This window comes from Acinetobacter sp. WC-743 (assembly GCF_000335555.1).
Lineage (GTDB): Bacteria > Pseudomonadota > Gammaproteobacteria > Pseudomonadales > Moraxellaceae > Acinetobacter > Acinetobacter bereziniae.
The window spans coordinates 20,933-43,923 of the sequence record NZ_AMFQ01000090.1 but is presented as its reverse complement, the minus strand read 5'-3'; the positions used below and the strand labels follow the sequence as shown (position 1 = coordinate 43,923).

Genomic DNA, 22,991 nt, shown 5'->3' with positions numbered 1-22,991 from the left:
TTTTACACAGATTATGGATTTGGCGGAATAATCTGATCCAAATCCTGATCAGAGACTTGATCCAACTCATGTAAATCGGTCTTTATTTTCCATTTTTCAAGGTCATCTACCGGCTTGGGTAAACGTGCTTCTAACCAATCACAGACCACATCTGGAGAAAAGTCTGAATGATTACATTGAATGACCCAGGCTAAAAACTGCTTTGCTTCACCATTCATATAGGGCGGTGGTGAAACAGGTAGAAACTGAGTAGGAAGTCGTTCATTTTTAGAAATGTAATTTAAAACATGACCCAGTTCTTGTACAGTTTGCCATGCGAGTGGATGGTCAATATTAATTTGAAACTTGAACCACCAAGCCTGTTTACCATCTGAACCATAGCTATCAATAAATGCTTCTTGCACACTTGGGACTTTGCAAAAAAATTGATGTAAACGGTCAAAGCTCAGTTCAGCCACAATACAGCACTCATCAGATTAAAATCATATTTTATCAGATTGATGTCAGAATTTGCCCAAGTTGATGTATAAACAATTAAACAAGATAAATAATGCTTGTTATTTATCCATAATTTCTCTGGAATGATGTATTAAAATAATCTATCTGCTGAACTTTGGAGGTTGAAATGAAACAGATACTCAGTTTAAGTGTCTTGATGTGGATGCTTTCAGGTGTTTCGGCAACGACATGGGCAGATGGTAAAGATTGGGGCAACTATCGCAGTGTTGAACGCCCTCAAAAGAAATATCCGACCACGACGTACAAATACACAGATCAATATGGTCGACAAATGACGCAGGAAATTCCTGTCCGTCCACAATACCCGCGACCATATCCATCTTATCCAAGCTATCCAAATCGACCTTATCCTCATCCAAATCAACCCTATCCAAATTATCCACCACAAAATGGTGTGACGATTATTTATAACCATCAGTTTCCAACACGAACAGAGTATTCAGGCAATAGTTATGGTTATGTGAATGGAGAGGGTGGTCAGATTGAAAGCTCGCATTACACGTTAATTAGTGATTGGCGTCGTTATGGTTTACCTGATCCCCAGGTTGGAATGCATTGGATTTTTGAAAGTGGACGTTATTTACAAGTGCCGAATGACCGTTAATTCTGTTTACTATGGATTATGTTTGGAAATGAAATGTGAACACACTAATCTAAACATGATTGCAGCCTTCTTTGGCGATGTGAATCAAATTTGATGTTGATTTCACAACGCTGAGAAGGTTTTATTTCAGATATAGATAAAGAAATTTGATGTTAGGCTAACTCATCATCTTCGGGTCGTGGCGTTTTTCCATGTGCCAATGGTTTTTCACTATGTTTATCTCGAATCACAGAGGGATAAGTCCAAGATGCATAACGTACAATCAAGATTGCAATTGCCAAAATTAAAACTGAACCTGTAATAATCACCAAATCAATATCCGCTTTATGGTCATGTTGGATATCTGAAATCAATAATCGAGTCAGTGCTGTAATCGCGATATAAATTAAAAAACGCACAGGCATGTGATTGGTTTTAAAGTAAATCCCCACCATTGCCCCTAATTCTAGGTAAATAAATAAGAGTAAAATATCATCAATGCTGGCGTATTGTTTTACAGTCAAAATTTCGATGATGGTATGCACTGCGGACCATGCAATCATACAACCGATGATAAATAGGGCAATATAGTGAAAAGCTTCTACGGCAATATTGCCTAATTTATCGAGGAGGTTTTCTATTTTTTCTATACGTGGATCTTTGTTCATAACTTCCTCCATTTCTATGTTGTATTGTGAATTAAACATCATGCAAATTTCATGCACATGAAAGTTATATTTATTTTGTTTTTATCTTGGATTTGTTTCAGCAACTTAAAGAGTAGGATCTATGATTACAAGTTGAAAATAAAATTCACGTGATCAGCTATTTGATAAAATCGTCTTTCATTATAGATTCAATCAAAATAAAACAAACTTTTCACTATGGTGGAATCAGTGAAAATTCTTGTATCGTCTCAATACAAGATAAACCAATAGTGTAAAGTCATTAATATTCAGTCATGTTAGATTGTGATGTCGATAATTTATTAAATTAAATTTTAATGATCAACGGATAGTAAAGATGAAAATAACCCGCATAGTTGCATGTTTCAATATTCTATTATTTAGCCAGTTTTCGAGTGCTGATACGATCAAAGTCCCTACAGTTGCAGAAGCAAAACAAGCCACAGCTGAGTTGTTGGGAACAGAAATCGGCGCAATGATTTCAGAAATAAAATTAGGTACATGCATTCCTGCTGTAAATTCTACACATCCAGAACAAATTGCATGTACGATTTCAGTCAAGTTAGGCGCTGCAACCAATGAAACACAATCTGATTTTTACCAAGACAAAGGTAAATGGGTTGCAATGCCTAGCGAGTCCCAGGATAAATTACCATTTCCAGATCCAAAACTACTTGAATGAATGATCAATGAAAAACGCCCGATGAATCGGGCGTTTTGATTACTGGTTTCAATTTATTTTGGACTTAAGCTTGTGTCGTAAAATAATCTTCGCTGAAGTTCATTAATACTTCTGCACCTGCTTTGATTTTTGCAATACGTGCATGTAAATCAGGCAATACACGTTGAATGAAGTAATGCGTTAATGCCAATTTATCTTGGTAGAACTGACCGTCTTTATTTTTTGCAGCATTGGCAATGCGTGCAAACATATAGCTAAAGCTTAACAAGCCTACAGCGTGTAGATAGTCCACAGCAGCAGCATTAGCGAAATCTGCATTTTCTTTTGCGCGTTCTAAAATGTGCTGAGTGATCATGTCTACTTCAGTTGCTACGTCTAAAGTTGCATCTTTGATGAAGTTAAGATCTGTGTCTAAATCATTAGCAAAATCACGGATTTCTGCGATATATTCGGCAATAAATTCGCCATTGCATTTAATGGTTTTACGACCGATCAAATCTTGTGATTGTACGCCGTTTGTACCTTCATAGATCTGAGCAATACGTAAATCACGTACGCATTGTTCCATGCCCCATTCACGAATGAATCCGTGACCACCGAAAACCATTTGTGCATCAATTACTGCATCAAAAGCAGTATCAGTTAAATAGGCTTTCGCAATTGGGGTTAATAGTGCAACTCGATTATTGGCTTTTGCTATCGCTTCGGCATCAGTAGAAAACTTAGTAATGTCGAGTTGTTGCCCAACATATACAGCAAAGGCACGAGATGCTTCATTATTGGCACGTGCATTCAATAACATGCGACGCACATCACCATGAACAAGGATGCTGTCTGCTGGTTTGTTTGGAGATTGAACGCCATTTGCGCTACGACCTTGCAGACGATCAGTCGCATATTGAGCTGCATTTTGATAAGCGTATTCAGAAGCACCAAGACCTTGAATACCCATCGACAGACGTTCGTAATTCATCATCACGAACATTGCAGCTAAACCTTCGTTTTCTTTACCGACCAAGTAACCTTTGGCAGCGTCAAAGTTCATGACACATGTTGCAGAGGCTTTGATTCCCATTTTGTGCTCAATTGAACCAGGACCAGCTGTATTGCGTTCACCCAATGAACCGTCGGCATTGACAATAAATTTAGGTACGATAAACAACGAAATGCCACGTGAACCTGCTGGAGCATTCGGTGTTTTTGCTAAAACAAGGTGAATGATATTTTCAGCTAAATCGTGGTCACCACCAGTAATAAAGATTTTCGTACCCGTAATGTTATACGAACCATCTTCATTTGGTTCAGCTTTAGTTTTGATGATCCCTAAATCCGTACCTGCATGTGGCTCAGTTAGACACATGGTGCCAGACCATTCACCTGAATAAATTTTAGGTAAATAGGTTTCTTTTTGCTCTTGAGAGGCATAGCTGTTTAACGCCATACCAGCACCCACAGAAAGAAGCGGGTAGAGCATGAAAGAAGGGTTGGTTGCAAATAGCATTTCGTCTGCAAGGACAGTCAGCATTTTCGGCATTGCCTGACCGCCCCATTCTTCATCTGCACCTAAACCGATCCAACCACCTTCAGCGTATTGTTGGAAAGCTTCTTTAAAGCCAGCAGGTGTCGTTACTTTGCCATTTTCATAATGTGCGCCTTCTTCGTCACCAGTACGGTTGAGCGGAAGCGTAACATTTTGAGCAAATTTAGCCATTTCTTCTAAAATCGCTTCAGCCGTTGCTGCATCAACATGTGCAAGCTTTTCATTGGCTTGCCAGAATTGCTCTGCATTGAAAACGTCATTCAGAATGAATTTCATATCTGCAAGTGGCGCATTATAAATTGGCATGTTCGTTCACCTGTTTATTGTTTGAATCTGTAGACTCAGACCAGTCTAATCAACAATGATGAATGTTGTTAGATGATCTAAGTAAAATTACGGTCTATTTATAAAGAAAAAGGACTGTCAAAGCTATGACCGTCCTTTCTCTATTTCTGCACTCTTGAGTACAGTTTTTTAAATGTCTAATTCGACATTCTATTTAGAATGCAAAATCTTCAGCATCTAATGACATCAAAGGATCTAAGCCACCTGCAATCACATCTACATGTGAGCGAACACGTGGAAGAATCTTTTTGAAGTAGAAACGAGCAGTCTTGATTTTTGCGTTGTAGAAGCCAGTTTCGGTAGAACCTTCAGCTAATTTCTGTTGAGCAACAAGCGCCATGCGCGCCCACAAGAATGCAAGTGTTACATAGCCAGAGAAGTATAAGTAATCTACTGCTGCAGCACCCACTTCATCAGGGTTTTGCATAGCTTTCATACCGATCTGCATGGTTAAATCACCCCACTCTTTGTTCAGAGCAGCCAATGGTTCAACAAATTCTTTTAGATCAGCATTGTCTTTGTTTGCTTCTGCAAACTTATGGATAATCTTGGTGAAGTCTTTCAACATTGCACCTTGAGTTCCCAATACTTTACGACCTAGCAAATCAAGTGCTTGGATTTCAGTCGTCCCTTCGTATAAGCAAGAGATACGTGTATCACGTACAATTTGCTCCATACCGTGTTCAGAAATAAAGCCGTGACCACCAAAGACTTGCACACCATGTTTCGCTGATTCTGAACCTGTTTCAGTTAAGAATGCTTTTGCAATTGGTGTTAATAAAGACAAGATGTTGTCAGCGAATTTACGATCTTCTTCAGTAACGCCTTGTTCAACGATATCTGCATATTGAGACAAGAAGTAAACCAGTGCACGACCGCCTTCAGCAAATGCTTTTTGCGTCATGAGCATGTTGCGTACAGCAGGGTGAACGATGATTGGATCTGCTTCTTTCTCTGGTGATTTTGGACCAGAAAGTGAACGCATTGCTAAACGGTCTTTGGCATAGGCAAGTGCGCCTTGGAAAGATGATTCAGATGCTGTTAAACCTTGAACTGCTGTACCGATACGTGCAGTGTTCATAAACGTGAACATGCAGTGTAGACCTTTATTTTCTGGTCCAATCAAGAAGCCTTTCGCATTATCAAAGTTGATTACACATGTGGCATTACCATGGATACCCATTTTGTGTTCAATTGAACCACAACGAACGCCATTACGGTCTGCAATAGAGCCATCCGCATTGACATTGAATTTTGGTACGATGAATAATGAAATTCCTTTGGTGCCTTTAGGAGCGCCTGGTAAACGAGCAAGAACAATGTGAACAATGTTCTCAGCCATATCATGCTCACCAGCTGAAATGAAGATTTTCTCGCCAGAAATTGCATAACTACCATCTGCTTGTGGTTCAGCTTTAGAGCGGATGATACCAAGGTCAGAACCTGCATGAGATTCTGTTAGACACATTGTACCTGTCCATTCACCTGAAACCAGTTTAGGCAAATACGTTGCTTTTTGTTCAGCAGAACCATGGTGTTCGATGGTACGAACTGCACCATGAGAAAGACCAGGGTACATGCCCCACGCCCAGTTTGCTGCACCGACCATTTCTGAAATAGCTGTTGCTAATGAGCCTGGTAAGCCTTGACCACCATGTTCTTCAGGAACTGAAAGAGAAGGGAAACCGAGTTCTACATATTTGTCATAAGCTGCTTTGAAGCCTGTTGGTGTAGTCACAACACCATCATCCCATTTACAGCCTTCACGATCACCGATCTGGTTTAAAGGAGAAAGTTCGTTTTCACAGAAATCCGCGCCAGCTTCTAAATACTGATCAATCAATTCACGGCTTACGGTTTCTTGGAACGCAGGGAGTTTAGCGTAATGTTCTTCTGCATTTAATAATTCATGCAAAACGAAGTGCATATCACGTAAGGGTGCTTTGTATTGTGGCATATCGGTTTCCTCAATACTGGTTAAACCAGATTTATAATCTTCATAAATACGATGTGTGTCTTCTATGACACATATTTGTTCTGCTACATCGTGCAACATCTTATAGTGACGTACAAGTATTTCATGGTTATTTCTCTGTGACTGTAAAGTCAAAGAAAAATAGCTTGAAACTTGTAAGTGCATTGAGTGTAAACAGTTTTCATTGAAAAATATGGATACAAATAGTCAAAATCGTAAAAAGTTGTGTCCAATAAAATGACTGTAAAAGTAGATGCTATTAGATGAAGGTTGGCTACAAAATAACTAAACTATTCAAGTGATGAAGAGTTTTATAAAAAACGGTGTTTTATGCTGATTTTGTGATGAGAACAAGCCATTACATTTACTCACTGATGTTACGCAGTAACTCTAAAATTAAATGTTGGAGCTAGAAGAATGTGGGTACGCGGAAACGTCATCCGCAATTGCTTGAGGCAGGACTCCTTCTAATAAGTAAAGTTTCTGCGAAACTTTGAATATTTTGACGATAGTGAACGAGTTCTGCGGTGAGCGGGGATGTCGCTGCGCAAGATGGTTGCCCTTGCGGAGCTTTGCTCCTCATGCCAAAACAAAAGTACCTTGAGCCGAAGGCTATTCCATAAATTTAAACTTTGGCTGTAAGACTCCGTCGTGTAAATTTAGCTTTTTCTTTTTCACCTACTTAATTTCATTCAAGTGCGTAACATCAGTTACTCATAGAATTTTTAAAATAGTTGAGCATTATTTAGATTTTTTTAGCCCAGAGTTGTTCTACAATTTCTTCAGTTGAATATTCAAAGTATTTACCATTCTGATCTTTATTACGCTGAAATAGGCGATGATGAAAATATTTAAAATTGAGTTTTAAAAAATTATAGAAATAACCACCCGGAAAGACGGTGCGAATATAAAAAGAATGAATAAAATTATTTTTATGTTGAGTCGTAAAATCTGATTTTTTAATACGTTGTACAATTTCAGTTAGTTCTTGTTTTGAAATATCCTTAATGATTTTAGGCTCGGGTAGGCAAATATCAAAGCTTAAGTTTTCAATTCCTTCGGCTTCCCACCACTCCCAGAGATCATATTGGTTGATATCTTTAAGGGTGATTTGTGTAAGTTTTTCACTGAGTTTTTGATATTCCACGGAGTCTTCATCACCGAATTCATCACAAAAGCGGGTGTAATTTGCAATTAATTCGAGCACAGTCGGATAAAGTTGTTGTGCCGTTTCGAAGTCGGGTTCTATTTCTATACGTAATTTATTCATGGCTTAGTATTTTATCGTATAAAACAAGGGACTAAAAAATCATCAACCTATCGGAGTCGCTTAGTCTATCATCAGGGCTTATCGTGTCCTCTCTTTTAGATCATTCACTTTGCTTAGACGAGCCAAAGATGATTTCTATGAAGAGAGAATCACGACATTTAAATCCTTACTGAAACTCACCTACAGCGCGTTCTTTTGCCCAGTCACGTAAGATAAATTTTTGTAATTTTCCTGTTGAAGTTTTTGGAATCTCACAAATCACCACGCTCTTTGGTACTTTAAAACGTGCCAGATGTTGTTTGCAGAACTCAATCACTTCTTCAGGAGTTGTTTCTGCGCCTTGCTTAAGCTCAATAAAGGCGCAAGGCACTTCTTGCCAACGTGGATCAGGTTGAGCAACGACCGCTGCTGTCATAATAGCAGGGTGGGTATAGAGGATTTCTTCGACCTCTAAAGAGGAAATATTTTCCCCACCAGAAATAATGATGTCTTTGGAGCGATCCATGATTTTTGCATAACCATCTGGTTGGCAGACAGCTAAATCGCCCGTATGAAACCAGCCCCCCTTGAATGCTTCTTCAGTGGCTTGAGTATTTTTTAAATAACCTTTCATGACAATGTTGCCACGGAACATAATTTCCCCCATGGTCTTGCCATCATTTGGAACTGGCTGCATGGTTTCAGCATCGAGAACACGCATACCATCTTGCAAAGGATAAGGTACGCCTTGACGTGAATGTAATTGAGCTTGCTCTTGAATTGACAAATCACTCCATCCGGCTTGTGATGCACATAATGCAGAAGGACCGTAGGTTTCTGTAAGTCCATAAACATGATTCACTTGAACACCAATATGATGCATACCCTCAATAATCGCTGCTGGAGGTGCAGCACCAGCCACCATGACTTCAACATGATGTTTAAATTTAATTTGCTTATCTTTTGGTGTGTTAATCAACATTGACAAAACAATCGGTGCGCCACAGAAATAATCAACTTTGTATTGATCAATCAGTTGATAGACCAGTTCAGGATCAATTTTACGTAAGCAGATATTGGTGCCACCATTTGCTGCGATGGTCCAAGCAAAGCACCAACCGTTACAGTGAAACAAGGGAAGTGTCCAAAGATATTTACAACGAGGGGCCATTCCACAGGCAATAATATTACTCGCAGCATTGATATAAGCCCCACGATGGTGATAGACCACGCCTTTCGGGTTGCCAGTAGTTCCAGAAGTATAATTTAGGCTAATAGCATCCCACTCGTCTTGAGGTAAGTGCCATTCAAAATCAGTATCACCCCCTTGAAGCCACTGTTCATATTCGATTTGACCAATGCGAGAAGTAGAGTCATTTTTGTCATATTCAACGTCAGCAACATCAATGATATAGATATTCTGAGACAGCATGCCTACAGCTTCTTGCGCCAATGTCGCAAATTCAGGGTCAACCAAAAGCACTTTAGTTTCAGCATGTTCAAGCATAAATGCGATGGTTTTGGCATCTAAACGGGTATTCAAGGTATTTAATACAGCTCCAGCCATAGGGACTGCAAAATGCGCTTCAATCATGGCTGGAATATTCGGTAAGAGAACAGAAACCGTATCATTTTTCTCGATGCCTAAATTTCTTAATTGATGCGCAAACTGGCGACAACGTTGATAAGTTTCTCGCCATGAAATATGACGATGACCATGAACAATTGCATCCTGATCAGGATAAATATAAGCAGCGCGTTCTAAGTAACGTAAAGGTGATAATGCTACAAAATTTGCAGGTGTGCGTGGTAATTCGTCATATGCACTGACCATGTTGAGCTCCGTCTCTATTTGTTCTAATGTCCATGCTTAAAAGATAGGCATAAGATGATTAAAATTCATTTATGCTTTAGTCGAGTATTTGTAAAATGTAAATATGTTTACATAGTGTTGTCCTGTTGAGCGTTGAAAGTTTATTTTCAAAAATATGAATTAAATAAATATTTTAAGAAGTTTTTGGTTGTTGGAACATGTGTATACTGTATGTATATTTACCTATTTAAATACTAAGAAACTGAACTTAAGAGTTTAGTTTTTTTATACTCACTTGGAGAAAATCCTGTCCATTTCTTGAATGCGCGACGAAACTCTCGAAGCTCACTAAAGCCTAAATTAAAACTGATTTGGCTGATTGATTGATTTTCTTCAAGCCATTGTTTGGCTTTTTTTTCTAAGACTTGTTGCTTTAAGTGCTGAAAACTCAGACCATCATTGAGTAGTAAGCGTCTTAGGTGGCGTTCGCTTAAATGGAAATGCTGTGCAGCTTGGTGCATATCAAAACGCTCTGGCAAATGGCTCTCAATTAAATGTTGTAATACCTGAACTATGCTGTGTTGGTTGATTTGATTAAATTGCTTTAATGCTTGCTGACACATTTGAATCGCAATTTGATAGTTGACTGGACTATGATTTTTAAGTGTTTTGGCTAATAGGGTATTTGGAAATCGAATTAAATTCCTGTCGCTTTTAAAAAGTATAGGGCATTGAAAAATACGTTGATAATCTTGTGAATAAGCAGAATGATCATAACTCAGTTCTAAGCTAATCAGTTCATAATCTCGATCTAACATCATGTTTAAACAGGTCATGATGCTGGCAAAAACTTCATCGCAAAAAAATGCTTTGAGTGGACCACAATCACTGCGTTCTATCAGCTCGATTTCACAATAATCTTGACTCAAATGAACACTCAAATCCAAAACACTGCCTGAAATAGGGTGGTACTGCAAAGCTGTTTCCAGTGCTTCTGCAACAGTTTTACACGCTTGCATTGCAAAACCCAAAATACCAATAGAAATTTGACCCTCATGGCTACCCAGCAATAAACCTAAATGCTTTTGTTGAGTACAGTTGAGTGCATCTTGAATAACGCCACAAAGTTCCGAAAATGCAACGAAACCTTGCCCTTGGCGAATCTGTTCCAAATCAAGATTGTGTAATTTAAACCAATCTGCATATTGCCAATGTTGTTGTTCCCCATAATGAATCAAACTGGTAAGGATCATAGGCGGAATATAAAATTGCGAATTGGCAGATTCCTTTTGTTGTGAGCCCATAAAGTCCGTTTAGCCCCCCATATTGTTGTTGCTTTTACCCTAGTTGGTATCGCATATTTTTGATTAATATTCAATCTGGTTCTGCTGATGTATCACATAAAAAAGATAAAGGAATACCATATATGTTTAGGGTAGGCTGGGCAAAGCAAGAGATTGAAATCCAACCACAAGGTTATGCCATGTTTGGTTATGGCATGTGGTCACATCGCGCTTATGTAAAACGTACAGCCTTATTTGCACGAAGTTTCAGTATTCGCCGTTCAGACTCAGAACAACCCTTATTATTTTGCTGTTTGGATTTAGGTTGTATTACCTATGCAATGCGTGAAGGTGTAGTTAAAGCTTTAACTGAAAAGTTGAACGAACAATTTAATCCGCAACGATTGGTATTGATGGCGACGCATACCCATTCTGGACCAGGTGGCTGTGCCTATGAAGCATTATATAATATGCCGACGCCGGGTTTTGTTCCTGAGCATTTAAATGCTGTGATCAATGCTGCTTTGTCCAGTATTCTTCAAGCAATTCAATCGGAACAAGAAACAGAAATTTTTTATCAAACCTGTCAATTTCCTCAAGATACACCAGTCGCATGGAATCGATCATTAGATGCCTATAATCGAAATCCAGACGTGATACATCGAACTGAGGCTGAAACCCACCTTGCCTTAAATCGTGAAATGCAATTAATTGGATTTTATCGTGATCAGCAACTTGTTGCATTTATCTCATTATTTGGCGTACATGCTACATGTTTGGGTAATCAACTCAATGCACATGATGGTGATAACAAAGGATATGCTGCGATACAGAGTGAAGAGTATTTATTGCAACAAGGTGTGCAAAATCCTGTTGCAATATTTGCACAAGCCACAGCTGGAGATGTATCTCCACATTTTCATGGTCCGAAACAAAATATAATTCGCAGTCGAATCAAAGGTGAAAAAGAATATCAATATGCCCAACAAAATGGGCGCTATCAAAGTGAGTTAGCCATCAAGGCTTTAACTAAAATAGATCTTCAAAATTCTGAGAATCAAAATAAAAGTGCGATTGGAAGCATGTGTCTAAAAGGCGGTATAGATGCCATTTTGAGTTATGTTGATTTAAGTCAGGTTGAAATCCCAAGCGAGTTCAGTCAAAAGTCTGAGAAGATGAGAACCAGTGCTGCTTGTCATGGTGTTGGATTTATGGGCGGAACACCCGTTGATGGTCAAGGTGCGTCAAAGCCTATCATTAAAATTTTAACACTGCTGTCAAGGCAAGTACGTAAGAAACGTTTAGCAGATCCGAATGCACCAGATTATGCAAAATATAAAGCATTGTATGACGCTCAATTTCCCAAAGATATTGTGCTTGAAAGCCCTGACAATCAATTATTGGGTAAGCCGCTGGATTTCACCCCGAGTTTTGTTGATCCTCTTATTGCAGAAATGAATCGACAAGTGAAAGCAGGTGCGATTCAGACCAGTCCACTTGTTCCGAGTGTTATTCCTTTACAGATTATTCACATTGGTGCATTGGCATTGGTGTGTTGTCCGGGAGAGATTACCACGACAGCAGGGCAGCGTTTGATTCAAACAGTGGCAAAGCAACTGACAACTCATCAGATGATTTCAACCACGGCTCTAGTGTCTTACTGCAATGATTATATGGGATACATTACCACACAAGAAGAGTATCAAGAGCAAGCCTATGAAGGCGCGCACACCTTATATGGGCAGTGGACACATGCTGCAATTCAATACAAGTTTCAATATCTTGCAAGCCAATTAATGATTGATGAGTCGCAACGCAAGTTTGATCAAGTCACTCGCCCTACAAAAATTTCACAACACGAAATAGACCTGAGAACAAATCATGGCAGTGTAAAAACCGCAGTACGCTAAAGGATCAGCATTATGAATCAGCAAAAATGGAACAATTGGTCTGGGTTTCAACATTCTCAACCAGAACATATTTTAAAACCCAGTAGTATAGATGAATTAAAAAATATTGTTCAAAACCATCATAAAATTCGTGTGGTAGGTGCTGGTCATTCATTTACCCCGTTGGTTTGTACCGATGCGACACTATTATCCTTAGATCATTTTTCTGGTGTAGAGAACGTAAATACAGCATTAACACAAGCCAATATTTGGTCAGGAACACGTTTGTTTAATTTGGATCAATATTTAGAACCAATACAACAGTCTTTAATCCAACAGGGGGATATTGATCAACAAAGCTTGGCAGGGGCAGTATCGACTGGAACACACGGAACAGGTCTGAATTTGCACTGTATTTCTGCTTATGTGGAAGCCTTCGAACTCTTAACAGCTTCAGGAGATATACTGACGTGTAGTCGCCAAGACAATCCCAATATTTTTGAAGCAGGGCGCGTATCTTTAGGAAGTTTAGGAATACTCACCAAGATCACCATGCAAAACAAACCTCGTTATAAGTTGAAGGAGCATGTGCGACTTTGTTCAGTTAAAGAATTTTTTGAAAATATCGATCTTTGGAAAACGCAACATCGCCATATTGAGTGCTTTGCATTTTCACACGCAGACCAATTGATATTAAAAACACTCGACATCACAGATGAGGATATTCAACCGAGAAAATTATCATGGCCATCAGAAGATGCCTTACTTACGATATGCTGTGGTTTGACGAAATCTTTTCCTGCATTGAATCCAAAATTGCAAAAATTATTAGGTGTCTTTATCAAACCCACCACATTCGTCGATTGGTCCAGTCAAATTTTTCCGACTCCACGCGAAACAAAGTTTAATGAGATGGAATATCAGATTCCAATTGAGTCTGGTATGGAATGTTTAGAAGCAGTATTAACCGCGCTAAAAAATGCTAAAGCACAAACATTTTTTCCAGTAGAGTTTCGTTTTGTCAAAGGCGATGATATTTGGTTGAGTCCGTTTTATCGGCAAGATTCGATTTCAATTTCAGTTCATCAATATCACAAACAAGCTCCAAACCAATTATTTGATGAAATTGAACCGATTTTTCAGCATTATCGAGGTCGCCCACATTGGGGGAAAATGCATAATATGGGGGCTTCACAGCTCCAAGCCTTATACCCAAAGTGGGATGATTTTATGCAGTTAAGGGCTCAGTTGGACCCTACGCAAAAGTTTTTAAATCCGTATTTAGAAAAGTTATTCTTTACAGCGTAATTCAGGGTATTGGCGCAATGATGCATCAATAAGATTGAATCAAGTGGGTATACCGCAAATGAATAGTAAAATATAAGGATATGCGATGAATCATTTTTTTGAACAATTAAATCGTGATTTAAAACAATCCGCAGATGCGCTACCGCAATTGATCATTGATGGTCAAGCTTTGGAGCAAAATTTGCAATATGCAACAACCAAGTTTAAATACGCAACCCATTTACAGCCTCGTCTTGTGGTCAAATCTTTAGCATCTATGGAATTGCTCAAGACGGTAAGTGCTAAGTTGTCCACACAACGTTTTATGGTTTTCCATTTACCTCAATTGCTGCCGATTTTGGAAAATTTTTCAGAAGCTGATGTTTTACTGGGAAAGCCGATGCCTGTAAGGCTTGTACAGCAGTTTTATACCCAGCATCCTCAATCGGAACACGCCAATATTCAATGGTTGGTAGATACCAAGGCACGTTTATTACAATATCTTGAAGTGGCGAAAGTTTTAGCAATTCAGCTTCAAATCAATATCGAGATAGATGTGGGGTTGCATCGTGGAGGTGTAGACTCAAAAGCGCAAATGATTGAACTACTCAGGTTGATTGAGCAGCATCCTGACAATTTAAAATTTTCAGGGCTGATGGGGTATGACGCTCATGTAACAAAACTACCATCCGTCATTAAGAAAGTTGAGGTGGCGTATCAGGAGTCACAAGCAACTTACCAACGCTACAAAGATATCATTCAACAGCAATTTCCTCAGCTTTGGCATGCTCATCTTTGTTTTAATGGGGGAGGAAGTCCCACATTTTATCTGCACGTAAAACAGAGTGTGTGTAATGATCTTGCTTTTGGTTCAATGTTGCTTAAACCAAGTGACTTCGACAGTGAAGGGTTGCGTGTTTTGCAGGCGTGTCTATGGATTGCAACACCTGTACTAAAAGTATTGCCATATTCCCAATTACCGGGTTTAACGATCTTGAATAAGCTTCCACATCGGTCTAAAGCATTATTTGTTTATGGGGGTTATTGGATGGCTGACTATGTTTATCCTCAAGGGATTCATCCACATGTGCTATATGGGCGTAGTACCAATCAAGAAATGGTGAATGTACCAAAAACAACTCAAATCGAAGTTGATGATTTTGTATTTTTACGTCCGACTCAAAGTGAAGCCATTATTCCTCAATTTGCTCAGGTTACTTACTATCTAGATCGAAGTTTTAGAAAATGGGAAAACTTTAGAGAGTGAATATATAAAAAAACCGCCATAGAAATGACGGTTTTTCAATAAGCATTTCAGTTGTTAAAGCGTTGCATTGATCGCATCTGCGATAGTTTGTATAGCTGTTTTATTGAAATATAATTCATTGACTTCCTGACCAGTTTCGTAGTCACTAATATATTGAATAAAGTTACCTGGTATCGCCCATTCAGTATTATAAAGATTCCCCTTCATCTCTACGATTGGATCAATACCATAGACATATTTTCCAGTAGTTGAGTTGATGGCATAAAGTACGTTTAACCCACCCATTGTATCTTTTTTCCAGCTTTCACCAGTGTTCAAAGAATGACTTGCAATATAATCATCTAAGGTTTTTTCATCTTCATTCTGACCCTCACTGAATGATATAACTGGCGCATTGTAAATCTCTTGATCATTGAAACCGATAAATGAACCTTGAGGAAAAGTAAATTGGCTATTTTTAATTTTTTCGCCAATCTCTGGTTTTTCCCAAATCATGTAATGAACCAAGTTGTTGGTCAGATATGTATATTCTTTTTGACCTTTTGAGTTAACGGTATAAGCAAAAAGCTCTGAAATTTTCTTACCTGAAAGATCAACACGTTTTATATGAGTTGAAACTTGGAAATCTGAACTTAAATTACATGAATCTGTGAACATGACAAATTGCGCTGAGTCATTATTCTGAGACAGGATGTAGCCTAATGGAATACCAGAACTGGTTAACCTACTTTTATTTGTGGTTTCAAGTTTAGATGGTGTCAGAATATAATCAATAGAATCACTGTAGTCATCGAGTGGTAGTGTATTTTTAAGTAAATTTGTACTATTTTGATAAATTACGCCATTTTTGAGAACATTTGAATAAATCACAAATTGTTCATTGTGTTGTGCATCGTAATCGGCATTAAGTACAAAGAACTCTTCATCATAAAAACCTGAACCTTGAGTTTTGAGATTTTTTGGAATCCCGTCAATACACTCAATTTTTTCGGATGGTTTTTGGTTGTTGCCATTTGATGTTTGTTCGTTATTGCTAGAACCTCCACCACAGGCTGTTAATGCCAAGCCAACGATTATTGCTGAACTAAGTTTAGTTAAGTTTATCGAATTCATTTAGTTATCCATTCGTTTTATGTTTTTAAAGTCAATAAAATGTCACGCGGCGATGATAAATGACTGTTTCGACAAAATCAAAAACTAAAATTTAGATTAATTGAAGACAAAGGTTTATAAATATTCAGCAAAGGTGTAAAATTTGACACACTTTTTATTTTGTTCCACCGATTTTATCTTGAGGATCTTCCTCGATCATAATCTCGCGGTGACATGCTCCATTGTACGGGGCATCACTCCTTAAGGATTTTTAAATATGCCTATTATCACATTGCCAAATGGCGATCAGAAAAGTTTTGATCATGCTGTTTCCGTTATGGAAGTTGCTCAAAGTATTGGACCTGGACTGGCTAAAAATACAGTTGCAGGGAAAGTAAATGATCGCTTAGTCGATGCAAGTGATTTAATTACCGAAGATTCAACATTACAAATCATCACTCCAAAAGATCAAGATGGTGTCGAGATTATTCGTCACTCTTGCGCACACTTGGTGGGTCATGCGGTAAAACAACTCTTTCCAGAAGCTAAAATGGTGATTGGTCCTGTCATTGAAGAAGGTTTCTACTATGACATTTGGATGCCTCGTCCATTTACATTAGATGACATGGCTGCGATCGAAGAGCGTATGAAAAAGCTTATCGATCAAGATTACGATGTCATTAAAAAAATGACGCCTCGTGATGAAGTCATTGCTGAATTTACTGCGCGTGGTGAAGATTATAAATTGCGCTTGATTGCAGACATGCCTGAAGAAACTCAAATGGGCTTGTACTATCATCAAGATTATTTAGATATGTGTCGTGGTCCACACGTTCCAAATACTAAATTCTTAAAATCATTTAAACTCACTAAAATCTCTGGTGCATACTGGCGTGGTGATGCGAAGAATGAACAATTACAGCGTATTTACGGTACAGCGTGGGCAGATAAAAAAGAATTAGCTGCTTATATTAAGCGTATCGAAGAAGCTGAAAAACGTGATCACCGTAAAATTGGTAAAGCCTTAGACTTGTTCCATATGCAGGAAGAAGCGCCTGGTATGGTGTTCTGGCATGCTAATGGCTGGACGATTTACCAAGTGCTTGAACAATATATGCGTAAAGTTCAGCAGGATAATGGCTACCAAGAGATTAAAACACCACAGATTGTAGACTTTACACTGTGGGAAAAGTCTGGTCATGCTGCAAACTACGCAGAAAATATGTTTACGACACATTCAGAAAGTCGTAACTATGCTGTAAAACCAATGAACTGCCCATGTCATGTGCAAGTGTTCAACCAAGGCTTAAAGTCTTATCGTGATCTTCCAATTCGTTTGGCAGAGTTCGGTTCATGTCACCGTAATGAACCATCAGGTTCGTTGCATGGCATTATGCGTGTACGTGGTTTTACCCAAGATGATGCGCATATTTTCTGTACAACAGAACAAATTGGTAAAGAAGTTGCAGACTTTATTAAACTCACATTAGATGTTTATAAAGACTTTGGCTTTGAAGACGTTCAAATGAAGTTGTCTACTCGTCCTGAAAAACGTGTCGGCGCCGATGAACTTTGGGATGTCGCAGAAAAATCTCTAGCAGATGCGCTAGATGCTGCAAACCTAACTTGGGAAGAACAACCCGGCGAAGGTGCTTTTTATGGTCCTAAGATTGAATTCTCATTGAAAGACTGCTTAGGTCGTATTTGGCAGTGCGGTACAATTCAGTGTGACTTTAACTTGCCGTTACGTTTAGACGCTTCATATGTAACAGAAGATAACGATCGTGACCATCCTGTGATGTTACATCGTGCAATTCTTGGCAGTTTTGAGCGTTTTATTGGTATACTAATTGAACACTACGCAGGCTTTATGCCACCATGGTTGGCTCCAATCCAAGCATGTGTCATGAATATTACAGATTCTCAAGCGGAAGCTTGTGAACAAGTCGTCGCAAAACTCAAAGAAAATGGAATTCGAGCAATTTCAGACTTGAGAAATGAGAAAATCGGCTTTAAGATTCGTGAGCGTACATTAGAGCGTATTCCGTACTTATTAGTACTCGGAGATCGTGAGGTCGAGGAAGGTACTGTGAATGTCCGTACTCGCTCTGGAAAAAATTTAGGTACTATGTCGATAGATGCATTTGTTGACCTAGTGAAAGCAGCCGTAGCCGAACGCGGCCGGTATATTGTGGAGTAAGAAAGATTAAACAGCCTGACCGTAACCAACAACAAGGTGCTAAAAGCAATCGTCCTGCATTAAATGATGAGATCAAAGCTAAAGAAGTGCGTCTCGTTGCTGCAGATGGAGAGCAAAAAGGCATCGTTTCACTTGCTGAAGCTTTGCGTGCTGCTGAAGAAGCTGATCTTGATCTTGTTGAGATCGTGGCGAATGCAGAGCCACCTGTTTGTAAAATCATGGATTTCAACAAACATTTATTTGACCTGAAGCAAAAGCAAAAAGATGCGAAAAAGAAACAGCATCAAGTTCAAGTGAAAGAAATTAAGTTGCGCCCTGGTACAGACGTTGGTGATTACAATGTTAAGTTGCGTGCTATTCTGAAGTTTCTTGAAGAAGGCAACAAAGTCAAAATTACTCTACGTTTCCGTGGTCGTGAAATGGCTCACCAACAGTTGGGTCTTGCGCAATTACAAAAAATTGAAGCAGACGTCGCTGAATCAGGTGTAGTTGAACAAGCACCAAAAATGGAAGGCCGTCAAATGGGTATGTTACTTGGACCTAAAAAGAAAAAGTAATGTTACATTTGTAGAAAAGAGCACTGCTTAAAGCGGTGCTTTTTTTATTATTGAAAAGAAAATATGTTAAATGTTGAGGAATAAAGATGTCATCAATCCAAAATTCAAACCAACTATCGAGTATTAACCAGAAAATTATTCAAGAGGGTGAAGTTCTCCCAGCGGTTACTTTGAAAGATGGGACTAAAGTGCAAACAGGAACTGTAGCGACCATGTTGCACAATATTGATTTATATAACCAAGGTTTAAGAGGAGAAGTCGAACAAGAACTGATACTTGCCATTCCAACTTTGATCAAAGTTGGATTATTTGATTTATTTAGTCCTGATGAATGGATGTCAGGAGATAATTTAGGACGTCGCTTTGTCGGAGAAAAAGCCAAGCAATTTTTAGCATCACAATGATCAAGATATTTTTAAATATAAATGTCATAGATTGAGAAATCATCTTGTTAAGAAAAAGCGAATAACTGAATTTAAGAATAGATTATTAAAATAATCTATGTCTATTGCCTACAGATGATGAAGAATTCATGTTATAAAAGAAAACCATTAACGTAATAAAATTCAGAAAATACGTGAAAATGAAGAAGGACGAAATATGATTGATCTCTATTATTGGGGAACCCCCAATGGCCATAAAATTACCATCGCGCTTGAAGAAATGGGATTGGATTATCAGATTTTTCCAATTAACATTTTAGAAAATGATCAATTTCAACCTGATTTTCTGCGTATTTCCCCAAATAATAAAATTCCAGCGATTGTCGATCAAAATGGTCCCAATGGCGAAGCTATTTCAGTTTTTGAATCAGGTGCAATACTACAATATCTTGGTCGTAAAACAGGTTTGTATTATCCAAGCAATGAACAAGACCGTGTTGAAGTGGAACAATGGCTGATGTGGCAAATGGGTGGTTTTGGACCAATGTTGGGGCAAAATCATCATTTTGGAAAATTTGCCAAAGAAAAAATACCCTATGCAATTGAGCGTTATGTCACTGAAACAAAACGTTTATATGGTGTTTTAAATAAACAGCTTATCGGACAAAAATATGTTGCAGGCGAATATTCAATCGCCGATATGGCAATCTTACCGTGGGTTTTGCGCTATGAATGGCAACAAATCGACTTAAATGATTATCCGTATGTGAAAGAGTATGTAGAACGTTTAACTGCTCGACCAGCGATACAGAAAGCACTCTCGATCAAAGTGTAAAATTCATTTTATGTTAAAATAAGAAACCACCTTGTGTGGTTTTTTTTAGATGTAAATTTTTGCACAATTGAAAGGTTTGGTCATGAAAGATTTCTTTTTAAATTTTACGAAAATATTAGAGACCAATCCAAAAATTTATTGGAGTGTCATTGTTGGTATCGTTGCTTGTCTGATTTTATATATTGCTGAAATTGTGCATATTCAAAATATACTGGGTCAAATGCAGGGGCAGGATGTTCAGTTGATCCGAGCTGTAATCGATCCCATTGCACAACGGTATCAATGGTCACGTATTGCATTGATTATTGTTGCTTTAATAGGGGCAATTTTTCAGTATCGTAAAACCAAAAAAATGCTAAATTTAGCATGATTAAACTGTTAGTCGTATATTCATCAGGAGGAGTATGAAGCAAAAATTTGTTTGGCATTTCCTTATTTCTTTGGGTGTAATGTTAATCACAGCAATGCTTTGTGGCATCTTGCAGTATCACTCTGCATATGATTACTTTTGGTTTATTATTTTGAGCATTGTGAGTGTTTCAGGCTTGGTTTTTGCTATGCTCTTTGGCTTTTTTCAAAGTAAATTAAAGCAAAGTCTTTTGAATACCACGATTTTAGTCGTTTTGCTTTCGCTTTATTTTATTGTTTTATTTTACGGTTTTATTCATATCAAAATTGATTGGCAAGCGATTTCAGAGGGTAAAGCTCAACTTACATTGGTGCAGAAATTTTTTAAATCAGAACTTTCATTTTGGTTGGCTTTTCTCATTCCCTTTATATTGTCATTCTTGACTTATACCTTAAAACCTAAACCCAACTTTAACTAATGTTATGGCTTATTTGCTGTTATTTCTTTCTGCATTTGGTGCAGCGACGCTATTACCTTTACAGTCAGAAGCCGTGTTGGTTGGGCTCCTAGTACAAACACAGTATTCCGTGTATTTGCTTCTAATCGTCGCAACCATTGGAAATGTATTAGGCTCATGTGTGAATTGGTATTTAGGACTGAAAATAGAACAATTCAAAGATAAAAAATGGTTTCCTGTTTCTGAGAAAAATATGCTCAAAGCGGAAAAAATATATCAAAAATATGGTTTTTGGTCCTTACTATTCAGTTGGACCCCTGTGATTGGTGATCCAATTACGCTTATCGCAGGATTAATGAAAGAAAAATTTTGGCGTTTTTTGTTGATTGTAACAATTGCTAAAGGAGGTAGATATTGTGTGATCTACCTGATTTTTAGTGGATGGATTTAGTTGCAGTCTTTAGGATCGAAACTGATATAGTCTTGATGTGTCGTTTTAAAAATTTGCCACCACTTTTTATCTGATGTGATTTGAGCATTCATAAAAGCAGAAATAACCTCAGTATCAATTTGGTTAATTTGGGTGCTGTGAATCAATTTAACATCAGAAACTTTATCTTTTCTTGACAATTTAAAAGAGAAATCAATATGCCGTTTTTCCCCATTTAAAAGTGCTGGATTAACTGCTAAATAGGGTTGTTTAAGATAGCGAAAGCTGGTTGGTTTTCCCTTTGTTTGAGCTTGCCAAACCTCGCTATCAAAACGAAAGAAACAACGTCTTGCTGATGGGTTAGATGAGTTTTTAACTGCTTCAAAATTAAAGTCTTGTCTAGCCCGTATCGGAGAGTTTGTGGGTTTAAATGATGCCTTATGTACAGCATATAAAACCTTATCGTCTAAACTAGTTAAGCCAGAGCTTTGGATAATTTTTACGTCTGTCACACGTCCGCTAGGATCGGCTGAAATAAGAAGATCGATATAGCGACTTTGTCCATGTAATTCGTAGTCACGAATCTTTAGTTTAGGTAATTTATGCCAAACTGCTTCATCATCTGGGTAAGTAGCGGGCGTTTTTATGTGCGTTTGTTCAGCATATGCCATAAATAGACTACTCAGAGAGAGTAATATGGCAGCAAGATAAAATTTGTTCATTGTATTATTTAAATTTTTGAAATAAATAGATTGATCAACTCAAACAACAAATTTATTTGAGTTGATGATTAAACTCGTTGCAATCGTTGATTTTAAATTGAATTTCATCATTAAATGAACGTGGTTTAAAAGTCCATAAGGTTCGATAAGAGCGTTTTACTTGTATTTGAGTTTGCTCAACAGCTTGGATAACCTGTTGGTCAATCGCATTTACACCTGATAATTGAGTTAATTTGACACGCTTTACATTGCCTTGTTGATCAACTTTAAACTTAAATTTGACTGTTCGATCTTTGTTTTTGAGTAAAGCTGAGTCAAGCGAGAGCTGAGGCTGTTGCGTATAATGAAAGGCAACTGACTTATCTTGAGTTTGCTTTATCCAGTGTTTTGAATTAAACGCAAAGGTACATTCAGACAGTTGTGCATGAGCCTGTGTATTGTCTTGGGCATTATCCATATTTAAAGTAAACGTTTGATAACCCACAATCGGTATGGCTTTACCATTTTTACTATATGGTTTTACCTTGGCAGCCTCTACAGCATCAATGAGTTTTTGATCGAGAGCCGTGATTCCTGTACTTTCTTGCACTTCAGCATCTGTGACTTGTCCTAAACTGTTGGCGCTCACGCGGATGATGGCAGAACGATCCTGTGTTTTTAATTCTGCTGTTTGATATTGGACTTGAGGGAATTTAACCCATTGTATACGTGTCGTGAGGTGTAATGGGGCATTGCGGTCAGATTGTTCTCCTTTAACTTTTATTGTTGGGAGTTTTTCTGCGCTATGTCCATAAGTTGAAAGGCACATCAGACCAGTGATTAAAAGAGCTTTATTCATAAGTTTAGCT

At 38.1% G+C, this 22,991-nt stretch carries 22 protein-coding genes; 12 read left to right on the top strand and 10 right to left on the bottom strand.

Annotation, left to right across the window (positions count from 1 at the left end; all coding sequences use genetic code 11):
• Positions 1-11: 11 nt before the first annotated feature.
• The gene (locus ACINWC743_RS12435; RefSeq protein ID WP_009585706.1) at positions 12-458 is read right to left on the bottom strand and encodes a hypothetical protein; all 447 of its coding nucleotides are present in this window, start codon (positions 456-458) and stop codon (positions 12-14) included.
• Between the two features lie 167 nt (positions 459-625).
• On the opposite strand from ACINWC743_RS12435, the gene ACINWC743_RS12430 reads away from it, so the two are divergent.
• Positions 626-1,123 (top strand): RcnB family protein, encoded by a 498-nt coding sequence (locus ACINWC743_RS12430; RefSeq protein ID WP_009585658.1) that lies wholly within the window; start codon positions 626-628, stop codon positions 1,121-1,123.
• 152 nt (positions 1,124-1,275) lie between these two features.
• Here the strand turns inward: ACINWC743_RS12430 and ACINWC743_RS12425 are convergent, their stop codons facing one another.
• Positions 1,276-1,770 carry a phosphate-starvation-inducible protein PsiE gene (locus ACINWC743_RS12425; RefSeq protein ID WP_005030925.1) on the bottom strand — a complete coding sequence of 165 codons (495 nt, stop codon included), beginning with the start codon at positions 1,768-1,770 and terminating at the stop codon, positions 1,276-1,278.
• Between the two features lie 355 nt (positions 1,771-2,125).
• Between ACINWC743_RS12425 and ACINWC743_RS12420 the strand changes: the two genes are divergently transcribed.
• Positions 2,126-2,470, top strand: coding sequence for a hypothetical protein (locus ACINWC743_RS12420; RefSeq protein WP_009585771.1), 345 nt, complete (start codon positions 2,126-2,128; stop codon positions 2,468-2,470).
• Between the two features lie 64 nt (positions 2,471-2,534).
• Here the strand turns inward: ACINWC743_RS12420 and ACINWC743_RS12415 are convergent, their stop codons facing one another.
• From ACINWC743_RS12415 to ACINWC743_RS12395, 5 genes are all read right to left on the bottom strand, one after another.
• On the bottom strand, positions 2,535-4,316 hold the full coding sequence (locus ACINWC743_RS12415) for an acyl-CoA dehydrogenase C-terminal domain-containing protein (RefSeq protein WP_009585717.1): 1,782 nt from the start codon (positions 4,314-4,316) through the stop codon (positions 2,535-2,537).
• A gap of 193 nt (positions 4,317-4,509) precedes the next feature.
• Positions 4,510-6,312 carry an acyl-CoA dehydrogenase C-terminal domain-containing protein gene (locus ACINWC743_RS12410; RefSeq protein ID WP_035301142.1) on the bottom strand — a complete coding sequence of 601 codons (1,803 nt, stop codon included), beginning with the start codon at positions 6,310-6,312 and terminating at the stop codon, positions 4,510-4,512.
• A gap of 763 nt (positions 6,313-7,075) precedes the next feature.
• Positions 7,076-7,600 carry a hypothetical protein gene (locus ACINWC743_RS12405; RefSeq protein ID WP_009585777.1) on the bottom strand — a complete coding sequence of 175 codons (525 nt, stop codon included), beginning with the start codon at positions 7,598-7,600 and terminating at the stop codon, positions 7,076-7,078.
• 166 nt (positions 7,601-7,766) lie between these two features.
• Positions 7,767-9,413, bottom strand: a complete 1,647-nt coding sequence (locus tag ACINWC743_RS12400; protein WP_009585715.1) for an acyl-CoA synthetase — start codon at positions 9,411-9,413, stop codon at positions 7,767-7,769.
• Between the two features lie 233 nt (positions 9,414-9,646).
• Positions 9,647-10,696, bottom strand: a complete 1,050-nt coding sequence (locus ACINWC743_RS12395) for an AraC family transcriptional regulator (protein WP_009585727.1) — start codon at positions 10,694-10,696, stop codon at positions 9,647-9,649.
• Between the two features lie 122 nt (positions 10,697-10,818).
• On the opposite strand from ACINWC743_RS12395, the gene ACINWC743_RS12390 reads away from it, so the two are divergent.
• The 3 genes from ACINWC743_RS12390 to ACINWC743_RS12380 all read left to right on the top strand — a co-directional run bounded on the left by ACINWC743_RS12390 (position 10,819) and on the right by ACINWC743_RS12380 (position 15,118).
• Positions 10,819-12,585 carry a neutral/alkaline non-lysosomal ceramidase N-terminal domain-containing protein gene (locus ACINWC743_RS12390; RefSeq protein WP_009585698.1) on the top strand — a complete coding sequence of 589 codons (1,767 nt, stop codon included), beginning with the start codon at positions 10,819-10,821 and terminating at the stop codon, positions 12,583-12,585.
• A gap of 12 nt (positions 12,586-12,597) precedes the next feature.
• The gene (locus ACINWC743_RS12385) at positions 12,598-13,872 is read left to right on the top strand and encodes a D-arabinono-1,4-lactone oxidase (RefSeq protein ID WP_009585680.1); all 1,275 of its coding nucleotides are present in this window, start codon (positions 12,598-12,600) and stop codon (positions 13,870-13,872) included.
• 85 nt (positions 13,873-13,957) lie between these two features.
• Positions 13,958-15,118 (top strand): alanine racemase, encoded by a 1,161-nt coding sequence (locus ACINWC743_RS12380; RefSeq protein ID WP_009585703.1) that lies wholly within the window; start codon positions 13,958-13,960, stop codon positions 15,116-15,118.
• A gap of 54 nt (positions 15,119-15,172) precedes the next feature.
• Here the strand turns inward: ACINWC743_RS12380 and ACINWC743_RS12375 are convergent, their stop codons facing one another.
• On the bottom strand, positions 15,173-16,231 hold the full coding sequence (locus tag ACINWC743_RS12375; RefSeq protein WP_009585775.1) for a hypothetical protein: 1,059 nt from the start codon (positions 16,229-16,231) through the stop codon (positions 15,173-15,175).
• Between the two features lie 256 nt (positions 16,232-16,487).
• Between ACINWC743_RS12375 and thrS the strand changes: the two genes are divergently transcribed.
• The 7 genes from thrS (at position 16,488) to ACINWC743_RS12340 (ending at position 21,442) form a co-directional block, all read left to right on the top strand.
• Positions 16,488-18,410, top strand: a complete 1,923-nt coding sequence (thrS, locus tag ACINWC743_RS12370) for a threonine--tRNA ligase (protein ID WP_004827843.1) — start codon at positions 16,488-16,490, stop codon at positions 18,408-18,410.
• Between the two features lie 5 nt (positions 18,411-18,415).
• Positions 18,416-18,967 (top strand): translation initiation factor IF-3, encoded by a 552-nt coding sequence (infC, locus tag ACINWC743_RS12365; protein WP_080633117.1) that lies wholly within the window; start codon positions 18,416-18,418, stop codon positions 18,965-18,967.
• 86 nt (positions 18,968-19,053) lie between these two features.
• The gene (locus ACINWC743_RS12360) at positions 19,054-19,371 is read left to right on the top strand and encodes a hypothetical protein (RefSeq protein ID WP_009585718.1); all 318 of its coding nucleotides are present in this window, start codon (positions 19,054-19,056) and stop codon (positions 19,369-19,371) included.
• A 196-nt stretch (positions 19,372-19,567) separates the two neighbouring features.
• Entirely contained in the window at positions 19,568-20,185 is a 618-nt protein-coding gene (locus tag ACINWC743_RS12355; RefSeq protein WP_004827849.1) for a glutathione S-transferase N-terminal domain-containing protein, read from the top strand.
• Positions 20,186-20,267: 82 nt separating this feature from the next.
• A complete protein-coding gene (locus ACINWC743_RS12350) occupies positions 20,268-20,555 on the top strand; it encodes a hypothetical protein (RefSeq protein ID WP_004827851.1) in 288 nt (95 codons plus the stop codon).
• 34 nt (positions 20,556-20,589) lie between these two features.
• A complete protein-coding gene (locus ACINWC743_RS12345; protein ID WP_009585685.1) occupies positions 20,590-21,012 on the top strand; it encodes a hypothetical protein in 423 nt (140 codons plus the stop codon).
• A 4-nt stretch (positions 21,013-21,016) separates the two neighbouring features.
• Positions 21,017-21,442 carry a YqaA family protein gene (locus ACINWC743_RS12340; RefSeq protein ID WP_009585691.1) on the top strand — a complete coding sequence of 142 codons (426 nt, stop codon included), beginning with the start codon at positions 21,017-21,019 and terminating at the stop codon, positions 21,440-21,442.
• Here the strand turns inward: ACINWC743_RS12340 and ACINWC743_RS12335 are convergent.
• Positions 21,439-22,143 carry an energy transducer TonB family protein gene (locus ACINWC743_RS12335; protein ID WP_035301114.1) on the bottom strand — a complete coding sequence of 235 codons (705 nt, stop codon included), beginning with the start codon at positions 22,141-22,143 and terminating at the stop codon, positions 21,439-21,441. The genes ACINWC743_RS12340 and ACINWC743_RS12335 overlap by 4 nt on opposite strands.
• Before the next feature lie 52 nt (positions 22,144-22,195).
• Positions 22,196-22,981: a TonB family protein gene (locus ACINWC743_RS12330; RefSeq protein ID WP_009585675.1), complete on the bottom strand. Its 786-nt coding sequence runs from the start codon at positions 22,979-22,981 to the stop codon at positions 22,196-22,198.
• Positions 22,982-22,991 lie beyond the last annotated feature (10 nt).